Source organism: Nocardia sp. NPDC059228, assembly GCF_042754245.1.
GTDB lineage: Bacteria > Actinomycetota > Actinomycetes > Mycobacteriales > Mycobacteriaceae > Nocardia.
The window spans coordinates 70,028-87,951 of the sequence record NZ_JBHZAL010000005.1 but is presented as its reverse complement, the minus strand read 5'-3'; the positions used below and the strand labels follow the sequence as shown (position 1 = coordinate 87,951).

The following is a 17,924-nucleotide window of genomic DNA, read 5'->3' as shown; positions in this document are numbered from 1 at the left end:
CGGACCGGCACGTTTTCCGGCCCCGATCGACCCGTATCTTCGCAGTTCGCGCGGTGATCTTCGAGGATTGGCCTATCGTTTGTCGGGGCATTCGATGGTGGACAGAGGACGCGGTAACCGGACTCAGGAGTCGTGATGGCGGAGGCGCTCGGCAGCGGCGGCGTGGTGCGGACCCTGGTGCCCGCCCGGATCGATCGATTGCCGTGGTCGAGATTCCACACCCGGCTGGTGGTCGCGCTGGGAGTGGCGTGGATTCTCGACGGCCTCGAGATCACGGTGGCCAGCGCGGTCGCCGACACCCTCACCAAACCCGAGACCCTGCACCTGTCCTCGACCGCGGTCGGCCTGATCGCGACGGTGTACCTGGCGGGTGAGGTGGTCGGCGCGCTGGTGTTCGGCAACCTCTCCGATCGTCTGGGCCGGCGCAAGCTGTTCCTGATCACCCTGGGCATCTATCTGCTCGGAAGCGGGCTCACCGCGGCGACTCTCGGCAATGGCGCGGGCTGGGTGGCCTTCCTGTACGTCACCCGTTTCATCGCGGGCACCGGCATCGGCGGCGAGTACGCGGCCATCAACTCCGCCATCGACGAGCTGATTCCGGCTCGCTATCGCGGCCGCGTCGACATCGCGGTGAACGGAACCTATTGGGCCGGAGCAATTATCGGCACCCTCGGCACCTACGTTCTGCTCAATCACCTGAGCCTGTCGCTGGGCTGGCGGCTGGGCTTCCTCATCGGCCCGGTGCTGGGCCTGGTGATTCTGTTCGTGCGCCGCCATCTCCCGGAGAGCCCGCGCTGGCAGATCATGCACGGCCGCGCCCGCGACGCGGAGGAGTCGATCGCGGAGATCGAGCGCGAGGTGGAGGCGACGGGGGTGTCGCTGCCGCCGGTCGACGAATCCCGGGCCATGGCGTTGAAACCCGCCGATCGCATCGGCTATCTGGCACTGACCAGGGTGCTGTTCCGCGAGTATCCGCAGCGCGCGATCCTGGGCGCGAGTCTCATGATCAGCCAATCGTTTCTGTACAACGCGATCTTCTTCACCTACACGCTGGTGCTCGGCAAGTTCTACGGGGTGCCCTCCGGTTCCACGCCCATCTATCTGATCGCCTTCGCGGTCGGAAACTTGGCCGGGCCGCTCACCATCGGGCACTTCTTCGACACCATCGGTCGCCGTCGCATGATCGCGGGCACCTACATCCTCTCCGGTGTGCTGCTGGCGATCTCGGCGGTGCTGTTCTACGCCGGGGTCCTGAATGCGATCACCCAGACGGCGTGCTGGTGCGTCATCTTCTTCTTCGCCTCGGCGGGCGCGAGTTCGGCCTATCTCACCGTGAGCGAGATCTTCCCGCTCGAGGTCCGCGCCAAGGCGATCGCCGTATTCTTCGCTATCGCACAGTGTTTCGGCGCGCTCGGGCCCGTCATCTACGGCGCGCTGATCGGCGACGGCTCACATCCGGGTCGCCTCTTCCTCGGCTATCTGCTCGGCGCGGCGGTCATGATCGCGGGCGGTGTCATCGCCCAGCTCCTCGCGGTGGATGCCGAGGGCCGGTCGCTCGAGGATATCGCCCTGCCACTGGCTGCCACCCGGCGCGAGGGCCCGGCCCGGGCGGAGGGAGCGGGCTCGCCCTTCTCAGCCTGAGTTCCGCAGGCCCGCAACGGATCTCAGTTGGCGAGCGACTTCATCCAGTCGAGGACCACGGCGCGGTAGTCAGCCGTATTCGGCGCGAGATTGATGGCATGGCCGCTGTCGGGGAGCACGAAGGTGCGCAGCTTCGCCGCGGGGGAGAAGTACGGGCGCTCGGCCGCATCCAGGGTGGCCGTGTCGGTGCAGGTGCCGAAACCGGGGCCGCAGGTCATGCGATCCCGGCTCCCGTCCACGATGAGTACCGGCGCCGTAATGAAGCTGGACATACCGGGCAGGGTGGAGAGTAGGCCGTCGGGGTACTCGGTGAGGGAGAAGGTCTCCTTGCCGGCCTCGTCGATCGCGACGACCCGGGGGTCCGGGGCTACGCCATAGAAATCGGCGGCGCGGGTGCCCGGGCGAGTGACCAGATAGCCGGGATCGTAACCGCGCCCGGCGAATTCGGGATCATCGACCGCCTGATAGTAGGTGCTGATCACGCCGAGCACGTCCGGCACGCTGAGCGTGTGCGAGTAGCCGGTCAGCAGGACGCCGTCGACATCGTGGTAACTGGTGGCCTCCATGACCGAGGTGCCGGAGGTCAGTGAGTGCCCGGCGGTGACCACCTTGGTGAAGGGGGCATTGCCCGCGAAGCCGCCGCGCAGCGCCTGCACCATGGTGTGCAGGGCCTCCGCGGTCTCGGAGGCCGTCAGGCTGAGACTGGGCGGCCGGCTGCTCGCGCCATTGCCGAGCCGGTCCGCCACCAGCGTCGCGTAACCGGCCGCGTTCATGGCGCGCCGGAAGTTGTAGGTGTCGGGCTGGTACGGGAAATCCCAGTACAGGTGGTTGTAGTTGGATCCCGACATCAGGATCATCACCGTGTCCGCGGGCCCGTCCGGCAGGCACAGGGTGCCCGCGATGGTGCCCTGCGGGACCGGGAACGTCACGTCCTGGCAGTGATCGGCAGGGGCCGTGGGATCGGCCTGCGCCAGTACCGGAGTGAGGGAGAGCAGGGTCGTGGCCGCGCAGACGGCCAGCGCCCGCAACGAGGTGCGCACGTCAGGAAATCCCTTGGCTGAAGTCGACTTTCGCGGCGTCGTCGGCGACCGCGCCCGCCACCACCTCGAGCGTGCGCGCGTCGATGGGCGTGCAGCCCAGCCGCGCCAGCGTCGTGTGGCGGTGCTCGCTGTCGGCGTCCCGCATGGCGTGTTCGAGGTCTTTTTCGGTGTCGTACAGCGTGATCGAGAACATGGTCCCGTCCTGCTCGTCCAGGAAGAAGAAGATCTGGCGCGCACCCGGATCCGACATGGCGTACGGGACGACCTCACCCTGGATGATGGGAAGATTGACCGCCATCGACTCCGGATCGACGGGACATGAGGCCTTCATCAAACGGGCATAGAGCTTCTTCATCACCGAGATTCTTCCCAGGAGCGGTTCCGAGTCCGGCCATTCTCTGGCGAATGACGATACTCCACACAATGATCCGCGAACGGTGCATTCGGGAACGTGGTCGAAGATCTACCATGCACGGTATGGGCGCGCGAAATGTGCACTTCGTCGGGAGCTTTCCGGCCGAGAGCACCGGCGATGCGATGCGGGCGATGCTCGACGGTGCGGGCACCCGGTTGCGGACGCTCCCGACCGGGGAGACCGGACGCTACGAGTGGTACATCCAGCCGATCATCGACGATCTGGTTACTCAGGGCGCACTGGAAGTGAAACGCAGCGGCTCATGGACGTCGAGCCGAGAGCGGACCATCCACCGCGCCGCCCGGGACGCCGGGCTGACCGGAGACATGATGGAGTTCGGCTACCGCGGCGAGGCCGAAGAAGCGCTGCCGACCTTCGAAACCCTACGCGCGGAACGGGATCTACCCGAGCTGTCACTCCAGATGGGCATGCCGACCGATTTCACGATGTCCTTCATCGCCATGGGGGCGGGCGGGGTGCGACGGCATCGGAAAGCCTTCCGCGATGCCATGATTCGCGATATCGAAGCCATTCGCGCGCGGGCCGGCGACCAGGTGGTGCTGCAGTTCGAGGCCACCGCCGAAATGGTGCTGATGGCCAAAACCCAGCCGCTGCACCGGCGTATCGATGCGGCGCTGGGCCTGGGCCGCGGCATCGCCGATCTCGCGGCGGCCACCCCGGAGGGCACCCGCATCGGCGTGCACCTGTGTCTCGGGAGCATGCGCAACAAGGCGCGGACCACACTGCGCGATACCCGCCCGCTGGTCGAACTGGCCAATTCCATTGCCCGGCACTGGCCCTCGGGCCGGACCCTGGAGTTCATCCACGGCCCGCTCGCGGCCGGTGAGATTCCGCCCTCCACCCGTCCGGAGTTCTACGCCCCGCTCGCGGGCCTGGACCTACCGCCGGCAACTCGCTTTTACGCGGGTTTCGTGCACGAGGGCCCGACCGAGGCCCAGCAGATCCAGACGCTGCGCACCATCGAATCGGTGCTGGGCCGCCCGGTCGACGGCGTCGCCAGCGCCTGCGGCCTGGGCCGGCGTCCTCGCCCGATCGCCGATGCGCTGGTCACGCGGGCGGACACGCTGGCCGCGGTGGATTGAGCGGTGCCAGTGGGTTGCCCTGCGCCGCAGCAGTTTTCGTCCCGGCGGTCAGTTCTTGCGGCCGATGCCGCAGAGGACCACCAGGCGGGTGGGCTGGAGGTCGCCTTCGAGCCATTCATTGGCGGGCGCGAGGCCCGGCGGCAGCATCTCCAAGCCCTCGAAGAAGCGCTCGACCTGCTCCGGCGGCCGGAAGTCGACCTGGGAGGGGCTGCCGACGGTGTCGCTGGTGGAGGCGTTCTGGAAAAACGGGTGGGTATTGGTGGAGGCGTGCTGGATGACCAGCAGGCTGCCCGGCGCCATGGCGTCACGCAGGCGTGCCACGGCCTCGTAGGGCTTCTCGTCGTCCATGACGAAGTGCAGGACGCCGACGATCACGACGGCGACCGGCAGGGAGAAGTCGATTCCGCCCGCGGTGCGCGCTAATTCGAGAATTTTGTCCGGTTCGCGAATATCCGCGAGGATGGGTGTGACGCCCGGCGCGCCGGTGAGCAGCGCATTGCTGTGGGCGTACACCACGGGGTCGTAATCGATGGAGGCGACGATGGCGGACGGGTCGACCTCCTGTGCCACCTCGTGCACATTCGGGCTGATCGGAATGCCCGCGCCGATGTCCACGAACTGACGGATGCCGTCCTCTGCCGCGCGTCGCACCGCCCGCAGCAGGAATTGCCTGCTGTGCCAGGCGGTCTCCCGGGTGTCCGGGGCGACCTGCAGCATCTTGTCGCCGAGTGCGCGGTCGGCGTCGTAATTGTCCTTGCCACCGAGCATGTAGTTGTACACGCGAGCAGCGTTGGGCCGGAATGGATCCACGCCCACCGGCGCTCGATTGAGCTCAGACACCGCACCTCCCTCGACATCCCCGCCGATCGTAACAATTCGCGGCGCACGCCAGAGAGAAACGCGGAGCTTACCGGCAACCTGCCAGGCGTCGGAAAAAGCTCGCGAAACCGGGCCGAGGGTGCTCGATCTGCGCGGCCGGAAGCGCTGGAATGGTGCCCATGACTCGAATCGGAGCCGAACGGGTGCCGGTGGGAGCGGGACCCCTGACGCGGGCGGCCGTGGTGGCGGTGGCCCGGCGCGGCGCAGGAGTGGAATTGGACGCGGACGCGCTGGTGGAGCTGGCGCGGGTGCGGCAGCACATCGACGCGCTGGCACACAGTGACCGGCCGGTTTACGGGGTGTCCACCGGGTTCGGGGCGCTGGCGCTGCGGCACATACCAGCGGCCCGGCGAACCGACCTGCAGCGCTCGCTGATTCGTTCGCACGCCGCCGGGGCCGGTGCACCGGTGGAGGCGGAGGTGGTGCGGGCCATGATGCTGCTGCGCTTGCGCACCCTGTTGTCCGGGCACACCGGGGTGCGGCCCGGGACCGCGCGGGCGCTGGCCGGACTGCTGGACAGCGGGCTGATTCCGGTTGTGCCGGAATACGGTTCGCTGGGCTGCTCGGGTGACCTGGCCCCGTTGGCGGCGGTGGCGCTGGCACTGATGGGGGAGGGGTCGGTGCTCGGGCCCGGCGGTCCGCGCCCGATCGGGCCCGCGCTGGCCGAGCACGGGCTGGCGCCGATCACCTTGGCGGAGAAGGAGGGCCTGGCTCTCACCAATGGCACCGACGGCATGCTGGCCATGCTGGTGCTGGCCATCGAGGACCTGCGGCGGCTGTTCGACCTGGCCGATCTGACCGCGGCCATGAGCGTGGAAGCGCAGCTGGGCACCGATCGGGTGTTCGCGGCGGATCTGCAGGAGCTGCGCCCGCATCCCGGACAGGCGGTGTCGGCGGCGCGCATGCTGGCGGCGCTGGCCGGGTCCGAGATCGTGGCCAGTCACCGGGGCGAGGACTGCCCGCGGGTACAGGACGCGTATTCGCTGCGGTGCGCGCCACAGGTGCACGGCGCGGCGCGGGACACCCTCGACCACGCCGAGACCGTCGCCGCACGAGAATTGCGGTCCGCCATCGACAATCCCGTGGTGCTCGCCGACGGCCGGGTGGAGTCCAACGGGAACTTCCACGGCGCTCCCGTCGGCTATGTGCTGGATTTCCTGGCCATCGCGGTCGCCGACGTGGCCGGCATGGCCGAACGCCGCACCGACCGCATGCTGGACGTGCACCGATCACACGGGCTGCCCGCATTCCTGGCCGCCGATCCGGGCGTGGACTCCGGCTACATGATCGCCCAGTACACCCAGGCCGGGGTGGTGACCGAGCTGAAGCGGTTTGCGGTACCGGCGTCGGTGGATTCCATCCCCTCCAGCGCCATGCAGGAGGACCACGCGTCCATGGGCTGGACCGCGGCCCGCAAGCTGCGGCGCGCGGTGGACGGGCTGACCACCGTCCTCACCATCGAATTGCTCACCGCCGCACGCGCATTGGATTTGCGCGCACCGCTGCGGCCCGCTCCGGTGACCGGGGCGCTGCGGGATCTGGTGCGGGCCCGGGTGCCGGGACCCGGGCCCGACCGCCACCTCGCACCGGATATCGCCACCGTGGCCGCACTGGTGCGGTCGGGTGCGGCGGATCACCTTCTCGACCAGGGGGTTTCGTCATGACCCGAATCGTCCGGGCCGCCCGCGGCGACACGCTCACCGCCCGCACCTGGCAGACCGAGGCGGCCTGGCGCATGCTGCACAACAATCTGGATCCCGAGGTGGCCGAGCGGCCACAGGATCTCGTCGTCTACGGCGGGACCGGCCGGGCGGCCCGGGACTGGCCCAGCTTCGACGCCATCGCGCGGACCCTGCTCGACCTGCGCGAGGACGAGACCCTGCTGGTCCAGTCCGGCCGGCCGGTCGGTGTGCTGCGCACCCACGAGTGGGCGCCGCGGGTGCTCATCGCCAACTCGAATCTTGTTCCGGACTGGGCGAACTGGCCGGAGTTCCGCCGCCTGGAGGCGGCCGGGCTGACCATGTACGGGCAGATGACCGCCGGATCGTGGATCTATATCGGCACCCAGGGGATCCTGCAGGGCACCTATGAGACCTTCGCGGCGGTGGCCGCCAAGCGATTCGGCGGTACCCTGGCCGGAACCCTCACGCTCACCGCGGGTCTGGGCGGTATGGGCGGGGCCCAACCGCTGGCCGTCACCATGAACGGCGGCGTGGCGCTGTGCGTCGAATGCAATCCGCGGCATGCCCGCCGCCGGGTCGAGACCCGGTACCTGGACGAGATCGCGGACGACATCGACGACGCCCTGGCCCGGGTGCTCGCCGCCAAGACCGAACGGCGGCCACTGTCGGTGGGGCTCATCGGCAATGCCGCCGAGGTACTGCCGGAACTGCTGCGCCGCGAGGTCGAGGTGGATATCGTCACCGATCAGACCTCGGCCCACGACCCGCTGACCTACCTGCCGATCGGTGTCGCACTGGAGGACTGGGACGACTACGCGGGCCGCAAGCCCGACGAATTCACCCGGCGCGCACGGGATTCCATGGCCATCCACGTCGGCGCCATGGTCGGTTTCCTGGACCGCGGCGCGGAGGTCTTCGACTACGGCAATTCCATTCGCGGCGAGGCGAAGCTGGCCGGATACGAGCGCGCCTTCGACTTCCCGGGCTTCGTGCCCGCCTACATCCGGCCCCTCTTCTGCGCGGGCAAGGGCCCGTTCCGCTGGGTCGCCCTGTCCGGAGACCCGGCCGATATCGCCACCACCGACCGCGCCATCCTCGACCTGTTCCCCGAGAACGAGTCCCTCGCCCGCTGGATCCGCCTGGCGCGGGATCGGGTCGCGTTCCAGGGCCTGCCCGCCCGCATCTGCTGGCTCGGCTACGGCGAACGCCGGTCCGCCGGACTCCGATTCAACGAGCTGGTCGCCGACGGTCAGGTCGCGGCCCCCATCGTGATCGGCCGCGATCACCTCGATTGCGGCTCGGTCGCCTCGCCCTACCGTGAAACCGAATCCATGGCCGACGGCTCCGACGCCATCGCGGACTGGCCGCTGCTCAATGCCCTCGTCAATACCGCGTCCGGCGCGAGCTGGGTCTCCATCCACCACGGCGGCGGCGTGGGTATCGGCCGCTCCATCCACGCCGGTCAGGTCACGGTCGCCGACGGCACCCCGCTGGCCGCCCAGAAGATCGACCGGGTGCTCACCAACGACCCGGCCACGGGCGTGCTGCGCCACGTGGACGCCGGATACCCGGAGGCGGAATCGGTCGCCCGCGCGAAGGACATTCGAATTCCATTGTGGGAGGGCTGATCCGGCGACTCAATCCAGGTCGATGCGGACGCTCAGGAGGTCGGTGCCCATCACTCGGACGGCTGCGCTGTTGGCCTTCGGGAGGGTGCGCAGACGCGCGATGGCGTCGTCGTCGGGCAGGAGGTGGGCGGTGCCGGTGTACCAGCGGCCGTGGAGGCGGAGGCGGACGCGGGGGTCGGCTTCGATATTGCGGATGTACTGGGAGCGGGTGCCGAATTCGGAGACCAGCCAGAAGGACGCGCCGGAGCGGCGGCCGCCGACGGGGGTGAGGCGGGGGCGGCCGCTGACCCGGCCGGTGGTCTCCAGCAGGGTTTGGATGGGTAGGCGGCCCAGGATCGGGTTGGCCACCCTCCGCTGAAATGTCGTGACCATGGCGTGTTGCAGATCGCGTCGGCTCGGCATGGGCCGACGCTAGCACCGGCCGCGGCTCACCGGGCCAATTGCAGGGCCAGCGTGGCGGCGGCGGGGGCCAGGTATAGCACGGGGAAGGGGGTGGTCTTGTAGGAGTGGGCGCGGATGGTGGTGGCCGCGGCCCCGGTGAAGTAGAGGATCAGGCCGATGGCGGCCGCGATGCCGAGGGGCGGGAGGAAGAAACCGGCCACCAGGCCCAGCGCACCGGCCGATTTGGCCAGGGCCAGCCAGTTCCACCAGGTGCGCGGGACGCCGTAGTCGATCAGCGGGTCCACGACGAACTGCTGCTCGGTGAACAGGGAGTACCCGGAGAAGCCGATCCAGAGGGCCGAGACGACACCGACGATGTGGTAGGCGAGGTTCATGGGAGCCACGTCCTTTCAGGTTTGCTGTGCTCTTACCCGAATGACGAAGCGGGAGCCCGAGGAGTGACATCGGGGTCAGGGGAGGTGGGATTGCAGGAAGGTGAGCGCGTCGGGCAGGGAGGCGAGGAACGCGCCGCTGTGGTCCTTGCCGGGGTAGGCCGTGACCGTGACACGCACCCAGGGGTTGTGGTCCTGGAGGGCGGCACCGTAGGCGGGGGTGTCGGCCGGGGGGACGTCGATATCGGCGGTGCCGTAGCCGATCATGAGATCGGCGGGGACCAGGTCCTCCTGATAGGAAACCAGCGATCTGATGTCGGCCTCGAAGGTCGGGGTGGGGTTGTCCGGATCGGCGACGAGCGCCTCGGGACGGCGGCCCCCGGCGGCGGCCACCAGATCCGAAAGGCATGCGGTGGCAGCCTTTTCCACGTACTGCCTGCCGAAGTCGGACAGGTACGGGGTCACGGTGCCGGGCGCGAGCCCCTCCAGCGCGGCGAGATAGTAGCCCGCGTAGCCGACCTGGTTCTCGGAGCCGGTCGTGCCGCGGCGGAACATCTCACGCAGGCTCTTGGCCGGATTCGTGCGCAAGCCGGTGGCGATCACGCCGGTGAGTCCCCGGACGGCGGCCGGGTTCCGGGCGTACAGGGCGGCCGCGCTCATGACGGCGTGCGCGCCTTCGGACTGGCCGATGAGCACCCAGTGCGCCGACAGCGGGACGGGCAGACCGCGGACGGCCGTGATCGAGTCGAGAATGGAGCGGCCCTCGACCGCGGTGTTGTAGTAGCTGAAATTGCCGCCGGTGCCCAGACCCTGATAGTCGGGCGCCAGCACGGCGTAGCCCCGGTCCAGAATCTGGTTGAAATAGCTGCGATTTCGATCCGACTGTGGCCGATGCGAGGGCGCGCAGTCATTGCCGATCCCGGTCGTGCCGTGCGCCCACACCACCAGCGGCCAGCCACCCTGCGGCGGCAGCCCCGACGGCAGATACAGCGCCGCGCCGGCCCGGGCCGGACTCTCCCGCTGATCGACGGTGGTGTAGGTGAAGCCGAGCGACCCGGCGGCCCTGTCGAAAGACCATGCGCCATTGAGCAATTCGATCCCGCTCAGCCGCCCGAGATCATTGTTGTCGGCCGTGGCCGGCGCCGCCGTCACGGTCAGGGTGGCGGTCAGCGCGGCGCAGGCGCTCAGCATGCCCGCGGCCAGTGCGGCCTGCCGGACCGCGGCTGCGAACCTGCGACGAATCGGCATGGCCATCACTCCCTTTCGGCGGGCAACCCCCCGACCATACCGCCGTCATTCCATCCCGTGGGCTTGCGCCACCAGATCGAAGAACACCCAGACGCCGCCCTTCTGATACGCGTCCGGTGTCTCCGATCCGCCCAGGAACGGGTACGGGGTGGCGATGTACACCTCGTCGTCGGCGAGCGGGCCCAGGCGCCGGCGGATCTCGGCGACGTGCCCCGGCTGGAGGACATAGGTGATGACGTTCGGGTCGAACAGGACCCGGCTGACGAACTCGGTGATCTCGGTGAAGACGCCGTACGGCTTCACGCCGGGGCTGTACGGATCGAGGATCCCGTACTCGCCGGTCCGGCTGCTCATCAGGAACGCGCACCCCAGATCCGAGTAGCCGACCACCGTGTCGAACTGCGGATAGTGTTCGGCCCAGGCCGGCATCACCCGGTCCATACGCTGGTCGCCGATCAAACGGAAGGGAACGCTGGTCACTGCGCCCATCCAACCAGACCGGCGACCGGGACCGGTCCTCGACAGGTCCGGCCGCACCGAGTGAAGATCGAATCACCCGTCGTAGTGGAGGTGCCCGTGACCGAAGAATGGCGCAAAGTCGCTGAGCGCGTCCGCAACTGGGGCCGCTGGGGCGAGGACGACCAGCTCGGCACCCTGCTGACCCCGGACCGCATCGCCTTTGCCGCGACCCGGGCACGCGCGGGCCGCACCATCCAGCTGGGCATCCCGTTCGACGCGTACGGACCGCAGGGCTCGAGCGGCTTCCGGCGCAACCCCATCCACCTCATGGCCGTGGACGGCGGCGACGCCGGCCTCGCCACCGCCCTGGACGGCTGGGGCGGCCGGAACGAGGCACAGGTGGCGGGCATGTACGCCGCCGGCCCGATGCGCTACAACGACGACTACATCATGATGCCGCTGCAGACGGCCACGCAGTGGGACGCGCTCTCCCACGTGTACTACGACGGCCTGCTCTACAACGGCTATCCGGCCGCGGCCGTCACCAGCTTCGGCGCCGCCAAGCTCGGCATCGAACACGTCGCCGAGCGCGGCGGCGTGGTGGGCCGCGGCGTGCTGCTGGACGTGGCCCGGCACCACAACCTGGATCGGCTCGAGGCGGGGACCGTCGTCACGCCGCAGGACCTGCAGGCGACGGCGGACGCGCAGGACGTCGAGCTGCGCCCCGGCGACATCCTGCTGGTGCGCACCGGCTGGTGGACCCGATTTCTCGAAACCCGCAGGGCCGCAGAATGGTTCAGCGGCAGCCCCGGCCTGAGCTGGCGCTGCGCGGAATGGCTGCACGAGCACGACATCGCCGCGGTCGCGGTGGACAATCCGGCCGTCGAGGTGATGCGCCCCGAGGACGACGTCATGATGCCGCTGCACATGCTCGCGCTGCGCGACATGGGACTGCCGCTCGGCGAGATCTGGGACCTCGAAGCCCTGGCCCGCGACTGCGTCGAGGACGGCGTCCACGACTTCCTGCTGTGCGCACCCGCCCTGCGGATCCCAGGTGCGGTGGGGAGCCCGATCAGTCCCATCGCCATCAAATAGACGGGCCGGGAACACCTTTCAGAACGCCGCCAGCACCAGGGCGGCGATGAAGACCACCTGCGTCAGGCCCCGCAGCGGCAGCGGCATCGACTTGATGCCGAGGTCGGCGCGGGCCGCCCGGACGTTGGCCGGGAACAGGAAGACCAGCATGACGACCAGGAAGCCCGCCGCCAGGGGCCGGACGGGCAGGCGCGGTATCTATTCCGGATATCCACGATGGCAGACCACCCGGGACGTCGGGACGAGGCTCGGCGGTATCGGCCCGGAACGCGGGCCGGCCCGGTAGATTCGGCACCGCTCATGGTCAAAATTGGTCAGCCCATCCGGACACTGCAGTACGCGCCGACGGCCGGTTCGCCCACCGGTCTCGAACTGCTGACCTTCGACCAGCTGCGCCGGATGCCGGTGGCCGCCGGCCGCGAGGTGATCCGCGGCGACTTCCACATCCTGGCCCGCTGCACCGCCGGAAGCGGGCGTATGACCATCGACTTCGTCGCGCACGACCTGGCCGCGGACACGGTCGCCTGGATCCGTCCCGGCTGGACCCACCGCTGGGACGATATCGCCGAGCTGAAGGGCGATCTCATCCTGTGCCGCTCGGAACTGGTGCCCGCCGCGGCCCTCGGACACCTGCCGTCCCCGGCCACACCCCCGCTAGTGACCGCGAATCCCCTGACCGACTCCGCCTTCGAACATCTGACCAGTGAATACGCCGTCGATCCGCCGAACACGGCCATCCTGCACCACCTGCTCAGCGCGGTGACGCTCCGGCTGGCCGCGGGTCTGCCCGCCCTGCCCGACCCCACCGATCTCTTCGACCGTTTCGCCCGCCTGGCCGAGCGGTACCACTCCGAAACCCGCGAAGTCGCCTGGTACGCCGCCCAACTCGGCTACTCGCCCCGCACCCTCTCGCGCGCCGTGCAATCGGCCATCGGCGCCACCGCCAAGCAGTACCTGAACGCCCGCGTCACCCTCGAAGCCAAACGCCTGCTCGCCCACGAGCCGGTCACCACCGCCGAATGCGCCCGCCGCCTCGGCTTCGACGACCCGGCCAACTTCACCAAGTTCTTCCGCGCGAACACCGCCACCACCCCCACCCAGTTCCGCCTGGATCTCACCGGGCAATAGATCCGGCCCGAGGCGAAGCATCACCGCGACCCCGGCGGCATGCTGTTCGAATCCGGCGGTGCGGTATCGGCACGGCCACCACGACAGATCGTTTCGGGAATCTTCTGATTGCCGGGCGATTCGGCTGTGACCTCTCGGATCGTCGCGTTAGGTTGGGCCGGTGCGGGTGGAGATGACGAGCGATCCGGTGGAATTCCAGCGGCGGGTAGCCGGGTTCATCGGGCGTGATCCCTTGCGGCACACGGTGATGTCGACGGTCCTCGCCAATGAGATCGCCGGTCTCACCATCGCCCGTGAGTCTTCCTGTTTCGCGTCGGTGCACACGGATGACGTTGTGGGCGTTGCCATGCGGAGCGCCGGGCGCGGAGTGTGGCTGCCGGCTGCGGGTGCCTTTCCTGCTCCGAGTGCAGGACGGTCACGCCTTGTGTGCGAGGCCGCCGTAGGCGGCGATCGGGGCGGGTTCGCCGATTCGGGCGGGGTTGATGCGCCATTCGGTGATGCGCACGAACCCGGGCTCGTCGAAGGACAGGCCGTCGAAGGCTGCCCGGATCTGCTCCTGGGTACGCGGGTAGTACGGGACGCCACCGGATTTGGCGTATTCCTCGCACAACTCCACGTACGGCCGACTGTCGGTGGTGCCGTCCCACAGCACCAGATAGCTGCCCGACGGTACTGCCTGCACAACCGTGCGCACGATCCGCAGCATGTCGTCGTAGGTGCGGGCGTGCCCGAGCACCCCCATGAACATCACCGCGATGGGCTGGTCGAAGTTCAGCACGGTGCGGGCCTCGGCGATGATCTGCTCGGGATCGTGGAAGTCGCGCTCGATATAGGTGGTGACACCCTCAGCGGTGGTGTCGGTCAGCAACGCGCGCGCGTGGGCGAGTACCAGGGGGTCGTTGTCGACGTAGACGATCTTGGCTTCCGGCGCCACAGATTGGGCGACCTCATGGGTGTTCTGCATCGTGGGCAGACCGGTGCCGATATCGAGGAACTGACGAATCCCGGCTTCGCGGGCGAGGTGGCGGACCGCGCGGATGAGGAACTCGCGCGACTGCACCGCCATGGTCGCGATGTCGGGATCGATCTTCAGGCTCTGCTCACCGACCTCCCGGTCGATCTCGTAGTTGTCCTTGCCGCCCATCCAGAAATTCCAGATCCGCGCCGAATGCGGGATATCGGTACGGATCACCGGTCCGGTCTCGTTCACGTCGAATTCCATTCCCTCGTCGATGCAACGCCCCACACCAGCAGTGCTACCCGCCCCCGACCCGGTCGTGCACCTCCGGCGTCCTCCGACGCTACATAGCGCAACCCAGCCCGTCTAATAGTCCGAACATATTGGGCCAAAGCAGCTTCCATGATCGGCCGAACATGCACACTCGGTCCACTGCGCGCAGGCCCGTCGGCCAACATCTCCTCCCAGGTCGAGTTCGTCGACGGTGCGGGATCAGAGGGTTGGGTCGGGTTGAGGGTTCAGTGTTGACGCCTCGGGTTGGGGCCCCTTGGTAGTTCGACACAGGGGGTGGGAGTGGATTGCTCGACAGGCATGCCCTCGCGCCGCCGGAATATCCGGTCCAGCCGGACAATCGACTTGAACTACCATGACAGCCGCACTTGGTGAACATGGGTTCGGTTCGCGGGACATCAAGCCGCGCCGTCCTGGCAGGAGGGACGACTGTGGCCGCTGACCTGGTCGAAGGCGAACTGAGCATCGATGGATTGCGCCGGACCTTCGGGGTCCGCCCACCTCGGCGGCAGCACGCGCCACTGGTGGTGGTGCTGCACGGAAACCAGGGGCCGTCGGCGACCGAGCGGCTCATGTACGACTGGACCAGCTTCGCCCGGCACGCCGACGAGTGGGGGATCGGGGTCGCCTACCCGGACGGGTGGGAAGGCTGCTGGGCCGACGGTCGCGGGGTCACCACGGCGGACGAGGCGGGCGTGGACGATATCGCCTTCCTGCGGGCCGTGATCGGCTGGTGCGCTGCGCAATTCGACACCCAGGACGATCGCGCGGTCGTCACCGGCATCTCCAACGGTGCGTTCATGTCGCACCGGATGGCCCTCGAGGCCGGCGATCGGGTGGCGGTCTTCGCCGCCGTGGCGGGCGGGCTGCCGGAGGCGCTGACCGGGATCCGGCCCGGGCACGCGGTGTCGGCCATGCTCATCAACGGCGACGCCGATCCGGTGGTGCCGATCACCGGCGGCTACTCGCGGCATCTCGGTCCGAACGGCGAATCACGGGGCGGCACCAGGGGATTGGCGGAGTCCGCGCGGTACTGGCGCGAGCTCGACGGCTGTACTGGGCCCGGGGAGACCGTCACCACCGACCGGTCGACCCGCACCACGGTGAGCCAGGGCGTCGGCGGCACCGTGGTATCCGAGTGGACGGTCTTCGGCGGTGGCCACACCTGGCCCGGCACACCGGTGCCGGAACGCTGGGCCGGCAGCCCGGGCTCGGCCGTGTCGCTGGAATTCGATGCCGCCGAGCAGATCTGGCGCTTCGCCGAGCCGCTGCTGTTGTCAGCGGACGCCCGCAAGCTCTGAAAGCTCTATCCGCCACAAGGAGAACGGAATGGCGATCATCGGCAGACTGCTGCGGAACCGGCGCGCCGCGCCCGAGGACCTGGCCTGGTGCCGGCCGAATCTGGCAGCGGGTGACGTTTTCGAGGTGACCAGCACGGATTTCGAGCACGAGGCGGCGCTCGATGTCCGGCACGCCATGAAACGGGTCGGGGGACAGGACCTGTCGCCCGCACTGGCCTGGTCGGGAGTCCCCGCGGACACCGCCCAGCTGCTGCTGGTGGTGGAGGATCAGGACGCGCCGTTCGGCGGTCCGTTCGTGCACGCGCTCGCACTGCTCGACCCGAAGATCAACGAACTGCCCAGTGGCGCACTGGCTTCCGGATCCACCATCGACGGTGTCGAGGTGCTGCGCTCGAGCTGGGGGCGCGGATACCTGGGTCCGGGTCCGGTCCCGGGGCACGGGCCGCACCGATACGTCTTCCAGGTCTTCGCGCTGACGGAACCGGTCACCATCCCCGGCGGCGGCGGCGCTCCTGAATCGGCCAAGCCGCGCGCGGTACTCGCCGCTGCCAGGGCGCACGCCCGGGGCCGGATCGACGGTTTCTACGAACGTCCCTGACCGGGTACGGCAAGGACACCTCGGGAATGACGAAGAGCCGCGGCCCGATGGGCCTGCGGCTCTGCTCTTTTCGGATACCACTGTCAGTTGGCGGTGTTGACCGGTAGCGACAGCACCACCTCCTGCTCGTTCTCGGGCAGATAGTGGACGTTCACCACGCGGCCGACCTGGACCATCGAGACCGCCGCCGGGGGCAGGAACTTCTCGGTGCGCGTCTCGAAGGTGCTGCCGTCCGGGCGGGTGACCACCAGCACCAGATCCAGCCGCGAGTGGCCGTCGCGGATCTCCCCGGGCACCGACAGTGACCGCACCACGGCCTGGGCCGCGATGCCGCGCCGGGCGATATCGAGCTTGGCGGGGGTGGTGAAGCCCTTGCGGATGTTGGCCGCGTTCATGGCCTCCTGCGCCGCGGAGGTATCTCCGGACATGTCCACCTCGACCTTCTCGAGCCGGTCGGGCAGGTAGCGGACCGGCAGCACCACGCCGGGCCGCAACAGCGCCAGCTGGGTCAGCGGCACGATCATCTTGGCGTGCGAGGCGAAGACCTTGCCGTCGGCGCCCTCGACCCGGAAGTCGATGCGCACCTGCGGCTGCTCGTTGAGGTAGACGCCGGTCTGGCGGACACCCTCGACGGTGCCCAGACCCACCAGGCCATTGCGGAACTGGGAGCTGTTGTTGCCGGTGAAGGCCGACATGATGCCGTCGCCGGTGAAGGCGAAGGCGATGGGGACGATGGTCAGGGCGATGATCGGCAGGGCCATCTGCGGGCCGACCCAGCCGAAGACGCTGTCGGAGGTGAGGCCGTGCCACAGGTAGTAGCCGATGGCCAGGACGCCGAGAGCGAGTGCTGCGTAGCGGATTTGGTTCTTCATGAGCTTTCCGGATCGGAGACGTGTGGGGAGGGGAGCCCGCTCATGCCCGGTGGCACGAGCGGGAAGAACAGGGCCCCGCGTCGGGGGCCGGTGGACGGACCGGCTCAGCCGCCGACGATGGTGCTGCAGGCGAAGACGATCTCGAACTTCTCGGTCTTCGGGCCGGCCATGGGGTTGGACAGATCGGGGGTGCCGACGCCCTCGCCGGTGACGGTGTAGGTGTTGCCGCTCTTGGTCACCTTGGCGTTGCCGCCCGGCATGCCGTTGCCGAAGCCGATCGCGTACGGCTGGCCGTTGTCGCCGCCCTTGGTGCCGGTGATGCCGACCGCCTGCACGGTGGTGTCGCCGGTGATGGTGGCGCTCGCGCTGAGCGTGCCGTAGGTGGAGTTGCCGCTGTCGGTCAGTGCCAGCGCCAGATTGCCGCCCTGCTTGGCGCAGGTGGTCTCGAACTTGGCGGTGATCGCCTTGCCGCCGACCGAGGCCGAGGACGCGCCGCCGGCGGGGGCCGCGGAGCCCGGGGCCGAGGTGGCCGCGGCGGAGGTGGCCGCGGGGGCGGTGGTGGTCGGGCTGGACTTGGAGCTGCTCGAGTTGCTGGAGCAACCGGTGACCAGCAGTGCCGCCGCGGCGGTGGCGGCGAGGACGGCGGTGGTCAGGCGGACGGGCTTGGAGTTCATGGTCATTCCTCGTTCTCGTGATGTTGGCTCCGTGGTGGAACCGATGCCAGAACCGTAGAAATCGGCACCCGGCCTACCGATCCCAACTTCCGGCACGCGAAAGGCGGTGGAACTGGGCTAACCTGGGCGAATGCGACGA

Annotated in this window: 19 protein-coding genes; 8 read left to right on the top strand and 11 right to left on the bottom strand. The window is 68.9% G+C overall.

What is annotated here, in order from left to right; translation table 11 throughout:
* Positions 1 to 135 precede the first annotated feature (135 nt).
* On the top strand, positions 136 to 1,641 hold the full coding sequence (locus tag ACFXKA_RS10660; RefSeq protein WP_379426987.1) for an MFS transporter: 1,506 nt from the start codon (positions 136 to 138) through the stop codon (positions 1,639 to 1,641).
* Between the two features lie 23 nt (positions 1,642 to 1,664).
* Here the strand turns inward: ACFXKA_RS10660 and ACFXKA_RS10655 are convergent, their stop codons facing one another.
* Positions 1,665 to 2,681: an alpha/beta hydrolase gene (locus tag ACFXKA_RS10655; protein WP_379426986.1), complete on the bottom strand. Its 1,017-nt coding sequence runs from the start codon at positions 2,679 to 2,681 to the stop codon at positions 1,665 to 1,667.
* A 1-nt stretch (position 2,682) separates the two neighbouring features.
* Entirely contained in the window at positions 2,683 to 3,036 is a 354-nt protein-coding gene (locus ACFXKA_RS10650; protein WP_354835611.1) for a hypothetical protein, read from the bottom strand.
* Between the two features lie 122 nt (positions 3,037 to 3,158).
* Here ACFXKA_RS10650 and ACFXKA_RS10645 point away from each other — a divergent pair, with 122 nt between their 5' ends.
* On the top strand, positions 3,159 to 4,199 hold the full coding sequence (locus ACFXKA_RS10645) for a hypothetical protein (RefSeq protein WP_379426985.1): 1,041 nt from the start codon (positions 3,159 to 3,161) through the stop codon (positions 4,197 to 4,199).
* A gap of 48 nt (positions 4,200 to 4,247) precedes the next feature.
* On the opposite strand, the gene ACFXKA_RS10640 is transcribed toward ACFXKA_RS10645, so the two are convergent.
* Positions 4,248 to 5,039: an SAM-dependent methyltransferase gene (locus ACFXKA_RS10640; protein WP_354835607.1), complete on the bottom strand. Its 792-nt coding sequence runs from the start codon at positions 5,037 to 5,039 to the stop codon at positions 4,248 to 4,250.
* Positions 5,040 to 5,197: 158 nt separating this feature from the next.
* On the opposite strand from ACFXKA_RS10640, the gene hutH reads away from it, so the two are divergent.
* Positions 5,198 to 6,742, top strand: a complete 1,545-nt coding sequence (hutH, locus tag ACFXKA_RS10635; protein ID WP_379426984.1) for a histidine ammonia-lyase — start codon at positions 5,198 to 5,200, stop codon at positions 6,740 to 6,742.
* The gene (gene hutU / locus ACFXKA_RS10630; protein WP_379426983.1) at positions 6,739 to 8,388 is read left to right on the top strand and encodes a urocanate hydratase; all 1,650 of its coding nucleotides are present in this window, start codon (positions 6,739 to 6,741) and stop codon (positions 8,386 to 8,388) included. Before hutH ends, hutU begins: the two co-directional genes overlap by 4 nt.
* A gap of 9 nt (positions 8,389 to 8,397) precedes the next feature.
* On the opposite strand, the gene ACFXKA_RS10625 is transcribed toward hutU, so the two are convergent.
* From ACFXKA_RS10625 to ACFXKA_RS10610, 4 genes are all read right to left on the bottom strand, one after another.
* Positions 8,398 to 8,790 carry a nitroreductase/quinone reductase family protein gene (locus ACFXKA_RS10625; protein WP_354835602.1) on the bottom strand — a complete coding sequence of 131 codons (393 nt, stop codon included), beginning with the start codon at positions 8,788 to 8,790 and terminating at the stop codon, positions 8,398 to 8,400.
* Positions 8,791 to 8,816: 26 nt separating this feature from the next.
* A complete protein-coding gene (locus ACFXKA_RS10620; RefSeq protein WP_379426982.1) occupies positions 8,817 to 9,164 on the bottom strand; it encodes a DoxX family protein in 348 nt (115 codons plus the stop codon).
* Between the two features lie 75 nt (positions 9,165 to 9,239).
* Entirely contained in the window at positions 9,240 to 10,409 is a 1,170-nt protein-coding gene (locus tag ACFXKA_RS10615) for an alpha/beta hydrolase family protein (RefSeq protein WP_379426981.1), read from the bottom strand.
* 45 nt (positions 10,410 to 10,454) lie between these two features.
* Positions 10,455 to 10,889: a T6SS immunity protein Tdi1 domain-containing protein gene (locus tag ACFXKA_RS10610; protein WP_354835595.1), complete on the bottom strand. Its 435-nt coding sequence runs from the start codon at positions 10,887 to 10,889 to the stop codon at positions 10,455 to 10,457.
* A gap of 90 nt (positions 10,890 to 10,979) precedes the next feature.
* Between ACFXKA_RS10610 and ACFXKA_RS10605 the strand changes: the two genes are divergently transcribed.
* Positions 10,980 to 11,963, top strand: a complete 984-nt coding sequence (locus ACFXKA_RS10605; RefSeq protein ID WP_379426980.1) for a cyclase family protein — start codon at positions 10,980 to 10,982, stop codon at positions 11,961 to 11,963.
* Positions 11,964 to 11,981: 18 nt separating this feature from the next.
* Here the strand turns inward: ACFXKA_RS10605 and ACFXKA_RS10600 are convergent, their stop codons facing one another.
* On the bottom strand, positions 11,982 to 12,113 hold the full coding sequence (locus ACFXKA_RS10600; RefSeq protein WP_379426979.1) for a hypothetical protein: 132 nt from the start codon (positions 12,111 to 12,113) through the stop codon (positions 11,982 to 11,984).
* 150 nt (positions 12,114 to 12,263) lie between these two features.
* Between ACFXKA_RS10600 and ACFXKA_RS10595 the strand changes: the two genes are divergently transcribed.
* Positions 12,264 to 13,091 carry a helix-turn-helix domain-containing protein gene (locus tag ACFXKA_RS10595; RefSeq protein WP_379426978.1) on the top strand — a complete coding sequence of 276 codons (828 nt, stop codon included), beginning with the start codon at positions 12,264 to 12,266 and terminating at the stop codon, positions 13,089 to 13,091.
* A 415-nt stretch (positions 13,092 to 13,506) separates the two neighbouring features.
* Here ACFXKA_RS10595 and ACFXKA_RS10590 read toward each other — a convergent pair whose 3' ends face one another.
* Positions 13,507 to 14,301, bottom strand: coding sequence for an SAM-dependent methyltransferase (locus tag ACFXKA_RS10590; RefSeq protein WP_379426977.1), 795 nt, complete (start codon positions 14,299 to 14,301; stop codon positions 13,507 to 13,509).
* Positions 14,302 to 14,771: 470 nt separating this feature from the next.
* Here ACFXKA_RS10590 and ACFXKA_RS10585 point away from each other — a divergent pair, with 470 nt between their 5' ends.
* Both ACFXKA_RS10585 and ACFXKA_RS10580 read left to right on the top strand, forming a co-directional pair.
* Positions 14,772 to 15,641 (top strand): alpha/beta hydrolase family esterase, encoded by an 870-nt coding sequence (locus ACFXKA_RS10585; RefSeq protein ID WP_379426976.1) that lies wholly within the window; start codon positions 14,772 to 14,774, stop codon positions 15,639 to 15,641.
* Between the two features lie 28 nt (positions 15,642 to 15,669).
* Entirely contained in the window at positions 15,670 to 16,239 is a 570-nt protein-coding gene (locus ACFXKA_RS10580; RefSeq protein ID WP_379426975.1) for a YbhB/YbcL family Raf kinase inhibitor-like protein, read from the top strand.
* A gap of 83 nt (positions 16,240 to 16,322) precedes the next feature.
* On the opposite strand, the gene ACFXKA_RS10575 is transcribed toward ACFXKA_RS10580, so the two are convergent.
* Both ACFXKA_RS10575 and ACFXKA_RS10570 read right to left on the bottom strand, forming a co-directional pair.
* The gene (locus tag ACFXKA_RS10575; protein ID WP_379426974.1) at positions 16,323 to 17,111 is read right to left on the bottom strand and encodes a hypothetical protein; all 789 of its coding nucleotides are present in this window, start codon (positions 17,109 to 17,111) and stop codon (positions 16,323 to 16,325) included.
* Between the two features lie 104 nt (positions 17,112 to 17,215).
* Positions 17,216 to 17,785 (bottom strand): lipoprotein LpqH, encoded by a 570-nt coding sequence (locus ACFXKA_RS10570; protein WP_354835579.1) that lies wholly within the window; start codon positions 17,783 to 17,785, stop codon positions 17,216 to 17,218.
* Between the last annotated feature and the right edge of the window lie 139 nt (positions 17,786 to 17,924).

Coding starts and splice junctions, on each gene's coding strand:
- ACFXKA_RS10660 (WP_379426987.1), top strand. CDS start 136: ATGGCGGAGGCGCTCGGCAGCGGCGGCGTGGTGCGGACCCTGGTGCCC.
- ACFXKA_RS10650 (WP_354835611.1), bottom strand. CDS start 3,036: ATGAAGAAGCTCTATGCCCGTTTGATGAAGGCCTCATGTCCCGTCGAT.
- ACFXKA_RS10645 (WP_379426985.1), top strand. CDS start 3,159: ATGGGCGCGCGAAATGTGCACTTCGTCGGGAGCTTTCCGGCCGAGAGC.
- hutH (WP_379426984.1), top strand. CDS start 5,198: ATGACTCGAATCGGAGCCGAACGGGTGCCGGTGGGAGCGGGACCCCTG.
- hutU (WP_379426983.1), top strand. CDS start 6,739: ATGACCCGAATCGTCCGGGCCGCCCGCGGCGACACGCTCACCGCCCGC.
- ACFXKA_RS10625 (WP_354835602.1), bottom strand. CDS start 8,790: ATGCCGAGCCGACGCGATCTGCAACACGCCATGGTCACGACATTTCAG.
- ACFXKA_RS10620 (WP_379426982.1), bottom strand. CDS start 9,164: ATGAACCTCGCCTACCACATCGTCGGTGTCGTCTCGGCCCTCTGGATC.
- ACFXKA_RS10615 (WP_379426981.1), bottom strand. CDS start 10,409: ATGCCGATTCGTCGCAGGTTCGCAGCCGCGGTCCGGCAGGCCGCACTG.
- ACFXKA_RS10600 (WP_379426979.1), bottom strand. CDS start 12,113: ATGCTGGTCTTCCTGTTCCCGGCCAACGTCCGGGCGGCCCGCGCCGAC.
- ACFXKA_RS10595 (WP_379426978.1), top strand. CDS start 12,264: ATGGTCAAAATTGGTCAGCCCATCCGGACACTGCAGTACGCGCCGACG.
- ACFXKA_RS10580 (WP_379426975.1), top strand. CDS start 15,670: ATGGCGATCATCGGCAGACTGCTGCGGAACCGGCGCGCCGCGCCCGAG.
- ACFXKA_RS10575 (WP_379426974.1), bottom strand. CDS start 17,111: ATGAAGAACCAAATCCGCTACGCAGCACTCGCTCTCGGCGTCCTGGCC.
- ACFXKA_RS10570 (WP_354835579.1), bottom strand. CDS start 17,785: ATGAACTCCAAGCCCGTCCGCCTGACCACCGCCGTCCTCGCCGCCACC.